The organism is Dinghuibacter sp. (assembly GCF_035492835.1).
Classification (GTDB): Bacteria; Bacteroidota; Bacteroidia; order Chitinophagales; family Chitinophagaceae; genus Dinghuibacter.
Window position 1 is genome coordinate 91,256 of record NZ_DATJIY010000160.1, and the last position, 6,979, is coordinate 98,234.

At 58.9% G+C, this 6,979-nt stretch carries 5 protein-coding genes; 2 read left to right on the forward strand and 3 right to left on the reverse strand.

Annotated features, from left to right (window positions below; all coding sequences use genetic code 11):
• The first annotated feature begins 23 nt into the window (after positions 1-23).
• Positions 24-1,982, forward strand: a complete 1,959-nt coding sequence (locus VL547_RS15070) for a hypothetical protein (protein ID WP_325579236.1) — start codon at positions 24-26, stop codon at positions 1,980-1,982.
• A gap of 5 nt (positions 1,983-1,987) precedes the next feature.
• Positions 1,988-3,406, forward strand: coding sequence for a hypothetical protein (locus VL547_RS15075; RefSeq protein ID WP_325579238.1), 1,419 nt, complete (start codon positions 1,988-1,990; stop codon positions 3,404-3,406).
• A gap of 31 nt (positions 3,407-3,437) precedes the next feature.
• Here the strand turns inward: VL547_RS15075 and VL547_RS15080 are convergent, their stop codons facing one another.
• From VL547_RS15080 to VL547_RS15090, 3 genes are all read right to left on the reverse strand, one after another.
• Positions 3,438-3,803, reverse strand: a complete 366-nt coding sequence (locus VL547_RS15080) for a response regulator transcription factor (protein WP_325579240.1) — start codon at positions 3,801-3,803, stop codon at positions 3,438-3,440.
• Positions 3,804-3,907: 104 nt separating this feature from the next.
• Positions 3,908-4,534: a response regulator transcription factor gene (locus tag VL547_RS15085; RefSeq protein ID WP_325579242.1), complete on the reverse strand. Its 627-nt coding sequence runs from the start codon at positions 4,532-4,534 to the stop codon at positions 3,908-3,910.
• Positions 4,515-6,908: a PAS domain S-box protein gene (locus VL547_RS15090; protein ID WP_325579244.1), complete on the reverse strand. Its 2,394-nt coding sequence runs from the start codon at positions 6,906-6,908 to the stop codon at positions 4,515-4,517. Before VL547_RS15090 ends, VL547_RS15085 begins: the two co-directional genes overlap by 20 nt.
• Positions 6,909-6,979 lie beyond the last annotated feature (71 nt).

The window sequence follows — 6,979 nt, forward strand, 5'->3', positions numbered from 1 at the left end:
AGACTAGATCAGACTAGTATACTATGAGGTATTGGATTGTATGGATGTTGCTGCTTGGAGGGACTGCTGTGTCCGCGCAACCGGTACGGTGGTGCCTGACCGGGGATGGCGGCATCCGCTGGACGGTGGGCTCGGGACGTATGCATACCGATCACCTCGAAATGGCGGGGAAAGGGATGGCGGTCATCGTTACCTATGGCGTCGACGCGGACGGGGCGTTGGTCTTGTGGCAGCACCTCGTTTTCCCGGGACTTCGCATCCTGCCCAATGATACAAGGGGTAGCTACAGCCTGAAGGTGGCGGAGCACGTGGCGGACTCCATCACGGTGGACGGCCGGCCGATCGTCGAGCGGCCAACGGCTTTTTATATCAAGGGAGTGCTGAGGATCGAGAGCGGGACGCAGACGCCGCTGACAGTACAGCGGACGATCTTTCCTTCGGTGGACAAAAGGGCCTACCTGGAGCGATACGTACTGACCAACCATGGCGATGCATCCATAAAACTCCATTTGCCGGTGGTGAACACGGACAGCGTCACCGACGCAGCAAAGGAAGTGCTGGGCCCGTTCATCATTACGCGCCGGAGTTACGATGGCGGAGACTACGACCTGGCGCCCGGAGCCAGTCTGGCTTTTTCATATGTCCTTTCCGCCAGAAGGTCCTCCGACAATACGTATACCTTTTCCGCCGGCTATGAATTGAAAAGACGCCAGGAGCTGGTCGGCCATGTATTCGACAAGCTCGTCCTTAGAACACCCAACGACACCATTAACCGCCTTTTCAGCTTCGCCAAGCTGCGGGCGGTGGAGAGTATCTACGACACCAAGGCGGGGTTGATGCACGGCCCCGGCGGCGGCGAGTACTACGCCGCCCTCTGGGCCAACGACCAGGGTGAGTATTCCAGCCCGTTTTTTCCCTTCCTGGGGAACGCGACGGGGAACGAGGCGGCGGAGAACACGTACCGGATGTTCGGCGCCTATATGAACGCCGCTTATCGTTCCATCCCGAGCTCGATCGTCGCCGAGGGCGACACCATTTGGGCCGGTGCGGGAGATCGCGGCGACCAGGCAATGCTCGCCTACGGCGCGGCGCGTTTTGCGCTGGCTTACGGCGACACTATCGAGGCCCGGCGGTTGTGGCCGATGATAACGTGGTGTCTGGAATATATAAGACGCAAGCGCAACGGGGAGGGCGTAATCACGAGCGACTCCGACGAATTGGAGGGCCGTTTTCCCTCGGGGAAGATCAACCTGTCGACCAACGTGCTTGCCTATGGGGGATTCCTCTACGCGGGGCGGCTCGCCCGGTCGTTTGGCGACAACGGCATGGCGAGGGGACTTGACAAAGAAGCGGCGCAATTGCGCGCCGCCATCGAAAGATATTTTGGCGCGCGGGTGAGCGGCTACGACACCTATCGCTATTACGACGGCAACACCGTGCTACGCTCATGGATCTGTATGCCCCTGGTGATGGGCATCTACGAGCGGGCCCCGGAAACAGTCAGGGCCTTGCTGTCACCTTATCTGTGGACAAAGAACGGCATCCTCACGCAGGAGGGCGATACCACGTTCTGGGACCGTTCCACGCTGTATGCTTTCCGGGGCCTGTTCTGCGCGGGCGCCACGGATACCTGTTACCGGTATTTCGCCTACTATACCCGGACCCGGCTGCTGGGAGAACACGTTCCCTATCCGGTGGAGGCCTGGCCGGAAGGGAACCAGCGACACCTGTCGGCGGAGAGCGCCTTGTATTGCCGGGTCGTCACCGAAGGCCTTTTCGGGATCGACCCGCTCGGCCTGGGCAGTTTTTCGGTGACACCGCGGTTGCCGGCCGGTTGGTCATCGATGTCGCTGGATCACATGGCGGCGTTTGGCGCCGACTGGCGGATCGAGGTGCGGGGCCGGCTCGTGACGATCTACCGTAACGGACGACAGGTGCGTCGCACGCTTTGGGACGGGCGGGCGCCGATCGTCATACGATAAACGATATGAAGAAATATTGCATATTCGCTGTGTGGCTCATGACCGGTGGCGCGGCCGGGGCGCAAGGCGTGACGTTTGGTGGCTCGGATACCGCCCTCACAAAAGCCTTCGCCTGGGCTAAAGCGCAAGCCCTGCACTACAAAGGCAAACCGGCCGACCCCGTGGGGCCGTGGTATGAATCGGCGCTGCCACCCCGGGACGCGTTTTGTATGCGGGACGTGTCGCACCAGGCGGTGGGAGGCGCCATCCTCGGTCTGGACGCGGAAAACAAAAACATGCTGACGCTCTTCGCGCGCAATATATCCGCATCCAGGGACTGGTGTTCTTATTGGGAAATGAACAAATACGGTGTGCCCGCGCCCGAGGACTATCGCAGCGACAAAGAATTCTGGTATAACCTCGACGCCAATTTCGACGTGTTGTGGGCGACCTGCCGGCTAGCGGCCTGGACCGGGGACAGCAGCTATATCGATGCGCCCGTATTCAAGCGCTTTCAACAGCAATCGGTGGGGGCGTACATCGACAGCTGGGTATTGCAACCCGACTCGCTGCTGACGCGGCCAGCGCACCCCAACGCGCCAACGCCCTTTAACGAGCAGGACGCCTTCGACCGCTGTCGCGGGCTGCCGTCCTATTCCGAGGGGATTCCGAATATGAAGATAGGCGTGGATCTGGTGGCGGCGCTCTACCGGGGTTTGATGACATATGCCGGGATAGTACGCGGAAAGGAAGCCGCGACATATACGGCGCTCGCGGAACGATACAGGCAACACCTCGAGCGCGATTGGTGGAGCGACACCCTCGGCCGCTACCACACCTGGTACAGCAACGACGGCCAGTTTGGCCTGGGGGAAGGCGAGACCTTCCTGCTGTGGTTCGACGCCCTCCACGATACCGCGCGCGCCCGCCGCACCATCGGGCATCTGGCATCCGTACGATGGAATATGGAGAATACCTCCTATCTGCCCTATCTCTTTTACCGGGAAGGTTTTTGGGACACGGCGCGACGGACGATCCTCTATCTCTCGGACCCCTCCACCGCGCGCCGGGAATACCCCGAGGTATCCTTTGGCGTCGTGCAGGGGGTCGTGCTGGGATATATGGGTGTGGATGTAGTGCCGGGAACCAGGGTCGTTACCACGGTTTACCGCGGGGAAGGGAACGCATGGCTGAAGGACCTGCCGGTACTGGGAACGACCCTTGAGGTGCGGCACTTGTCAAAGACCTCGACCGCAATTACAAACACCGGCCACCGGCGTATCATCTGGAGGGCCGGTTTCAACGGCGCCTACAGGACAGCGGTCGTAAACCGAAAACGCGTGGCGATGAAACAACAAACGGATAAATGGGGCCGGGTGACCTCTTACGCGGACGTCCCGCTGGAGCCCGGGCAGCAGGCGCTAGTAGGGGATATGCGCCGTTAAGGTGCATCCGTGCGAAAACTGTCGTTTTATTCTACAAAACGAGTATCTGCCGGATGGCGCCCGCCAATTCCTGTTGCAACATCGGTTTGTGGATAAACCAGGCGGCGCCGAGGCGAAAGGCGCGGTCTATATAACCCTTTTCACTATGGATACTGATGATCACCACGGGTAGTGCGGGCCATTGTTCCTTTATACTTTGTAGCGCCTCCAGGCCGTTGATGACTGGCATAGTGATATCTGCGACCACAAGGTCCCAGTCATGGCTGGTTACCGTCGAAACGAGCTGGAGCCCGTCTTCCACTTCGCCGAATGACGCATCCGGCCAATCATCCCGGATGATTTGGATGATGAGTTGCCTCATCGTGGCGTGGTCGTCGGCTATGAGGAATCGAAGCATGCTATTAGAAGGGTTGAAAGTAGCCGGATTTTTTAGTAACGGATAGCGGCCAAATGCCAGGATATTTGTAGCGGTACCGCCACAAGACACAAAGATAAAAAAAATTATATGAGCTTGTGTTCAATACAATAGCGGGTTAAGTCGGCATTGGCATGTACGTGCATCTTTTTCAATACCCTTGCCCGGTAGCTGCTGGCGGTACTGGGGCTGATGCTCAACAGCTCCCCGATCCGGGTCAGCGATTCTCCCGAAGCCAGCAACCGCATGACGTGGAGCTCCCGGTCGGACAGGGCTTCATGCACCGGTTTTTCATTGTTGGAATATATATCCTCCGCCAGCTTTTCGGCCAGGGTTGGGGTGATGTATTTCCTGCCGAGCATGATCCAGCGGATCGCCTTTTTGAGCTCGTCGGGGTGGGCGTCCTTGTTGAGGAAACCCGAAGCGCCGGCTTTCAGGACCCTGGCGCCATAGACTTCCTCCGGGTGGATGCTGAGCACCAGCGTCGGCACCGTCGGAAAGTGTTGCCTGATGTCCTGTATGATTTCGAGCCCGCTACGACCGGGCATCGACAAATCGCTGATGATCAGGTCCCATTCTCCCAGCAATGCCTTTTTAAAGAGGGTCTCCGCGTCGCTCACCTCGGTCACGTCCGCGCTGGGGAAGTCTTCGAGTAAAACGTCTATCAGACCCCGGCGCACGATGGCGTGGTCGTCAGCTATCAGGATGCGCATGTGGTTTCATTTTTTGGTGAAGAGGTATAGCTATTTCGATGGCTGTGCCCTTTCCTGGTTGTCCCTCGATATCGAACGTGCCGCCGATCATCCGGGTGCGCTCGTCCATTCCCAGAAGGCCAAGGGTGCGCTTTGTCTTTATATCCGACTTGTTCAGCCCCTTGCCGTTGTCACGGATGCGCAGACAGATGCCCTTGCGGTCCGAATGGAAATCGATGTCGACATGGGTCGCCTCCGCGTGCCGGGCGATGTTGGTCAGGGCTTCCTGGAATATCCGGAATAGGTTGGTGGAGATGCGGGGCTCTATCGTTCCCGCGCGGTCGGTGAACACGGCCTTGACCGCGAGGCCGAAATGTTTCTCGAATTCCTCGACCTGCCACTTCATGGCTTCCACCAGGCCGAGGTCATCCAGGATGCCGGGGCGCAGACGGGTGGCAATGCGGCGGATCGAGTCTATGCCTTTGCCGACCATATCCGTGATCGACAAGACGAGCTCTCCCATTTCCTTATCCCCGGCGGCCTTTCTGCCCAACCGGTATAGCGCGAGCTTCACCGCGGTGAGCTGCTGCCCGAGGTCGTCGTGGATGTCCCGGGCTATGGCGGTCCGCTCTTCCTCACGGATGTTTTGCAGGTGGGCGGCCAACTCCCGGAGCCGCTCGGTGGTCTCCCGGATGGTCTCCTGCGCACGGACCTTGTCGGAGAAGTCGACGCCCACGCCCAGCAAACATTGTTCGCCTTCGTAAACAAGGGATTTACCCGTAAAAAAATAGGGTATTTTTTTGCCGGACTTCAGTAAAAAACCGGCTTCCACGCTATCCTCCCCGCTCACGAAGACGTTCTCGATCTTGGCGCGCAGGAGTTCCTGTTCTCCCTCGTCAAAAAAGTTGAGGGGATGCAGCCGCCTCATTTCCTCCGGGCTATAGCCGGTAACCTTTTCAAAATTCGTGTTCCAGCGGATAAACCGGCCTTCCAGGTTGTACAGGTAAAATACGCCGGGCAGGCTGTTGATGATGGAATCGGACAGATTCCGTTCACCCGCTATCTTTTGCTCGGCCGTCTTCAATTCCGTTATATCCGTGATCGTGCCCACGTATCCGACCACCTCTCCCGCCGCGTCCAATTCGGGAACGGCCTGCCCCAAAACCCAGGAGACCTTGCCATCCGGGTGCAAAAAACGGTAGGCTGTCCGGGAGGGCGTTTTCGTGGTATGCGCTTCTTGCCACGCCCAGTCCAGCGACGCGCGATCCTCCGGGTGCACGGCTTCCAGCCATCCCCATTGCAGGGCCTTGTCCGCGGGCATCCCCGCGATGGCGCACCAGCGGGGGTTGACATAGGTGGTGGATCCCTCCGCGTCGGTGTGGAAGACGCCGACCGGGGAGGTCTCCGCCAGGGTTTGGTAGCTGCGCTCGCTTTTTATCAGGGCGGCTTCGGCGTCCTTGCGGCGCTCTTCGCGTTCCATGACGCCCAGCGCAAAAGAAATGTCGGTGGCCACGTCGTCGAGCAGACCGACCTCTTCGGTATCGAAAAAGTTCCTGATGTCGGCGTAGAGGGAAAATAACCCGATGACCTTCCCCGATCGCCGTATGGGTAGGCCGATGGAGGAATAGAAACCCCTGCTCAATGCTGCTTCGCGCCAGGGCGCCATTTCCGGCGCTGCTTCGATGTCGTTGCAGATATAATGAGCGCCCTCCCGGATCGTGCGGCCGCCGGGGCCGAGGTTTTCCATGGGCCCGGTTATAGGGACCGCCTTTATCCTGGACAAATAGTCCTCTTCCGCTCCCGCGTGCACAACGGGAACGATGTACTCATTCCTTTCGTCGACCAACCCGACCCAGGCCAGCCGGAAGCTCCCGGCCTCCACGGCGATGCGACAAGCTTCGGCATACAGTGCGCGCTCGTCGGTGGACTTTACGATGGTCTGGTTGATCTGGCTGATGAAACGGTAGAGCCGGTTGATCTTGACGAGCTTTTCTTCGTATTTTTTTCTTTCGGTGATGTCCTGCAGGTTGACGATGAGCCCCCGGATGTCGGGGTCCTGGAGCCTGTTGGTCACCGTGCCTTCGAGCCAGATGTAGTGCCCCTTTTTGTGTAGCATGCAGGATGCCAGCGGGACGGCGGCGCCCGGGTTATCGAGGGCCCTGGCAAACGCGTTTTTTACTTCATCGACCCGCTCGGGGTGCAACAGGGACTCGGGCATTTCTTTCAGCTCGTCATTAGCCCAGCCCGTTATCCGCTCTGCGGAAGCGCTCCTGAACAAAACGTGCAGGTTTTCGTCCAGGAGCGCGATAAATCCCTGGTGGTTTTCAACCAACGCGCGGAACAGGTTCGCCTCTTTGCTCGTGAATGTTGCAGCAGCACTTTTCGGTTCGGGCATGAACGACAAGGTAGAGTTTTTTTACCGTTGCGGCAATATGTGCGCTTGGGTCAGATCGTCTTGACTTCGCC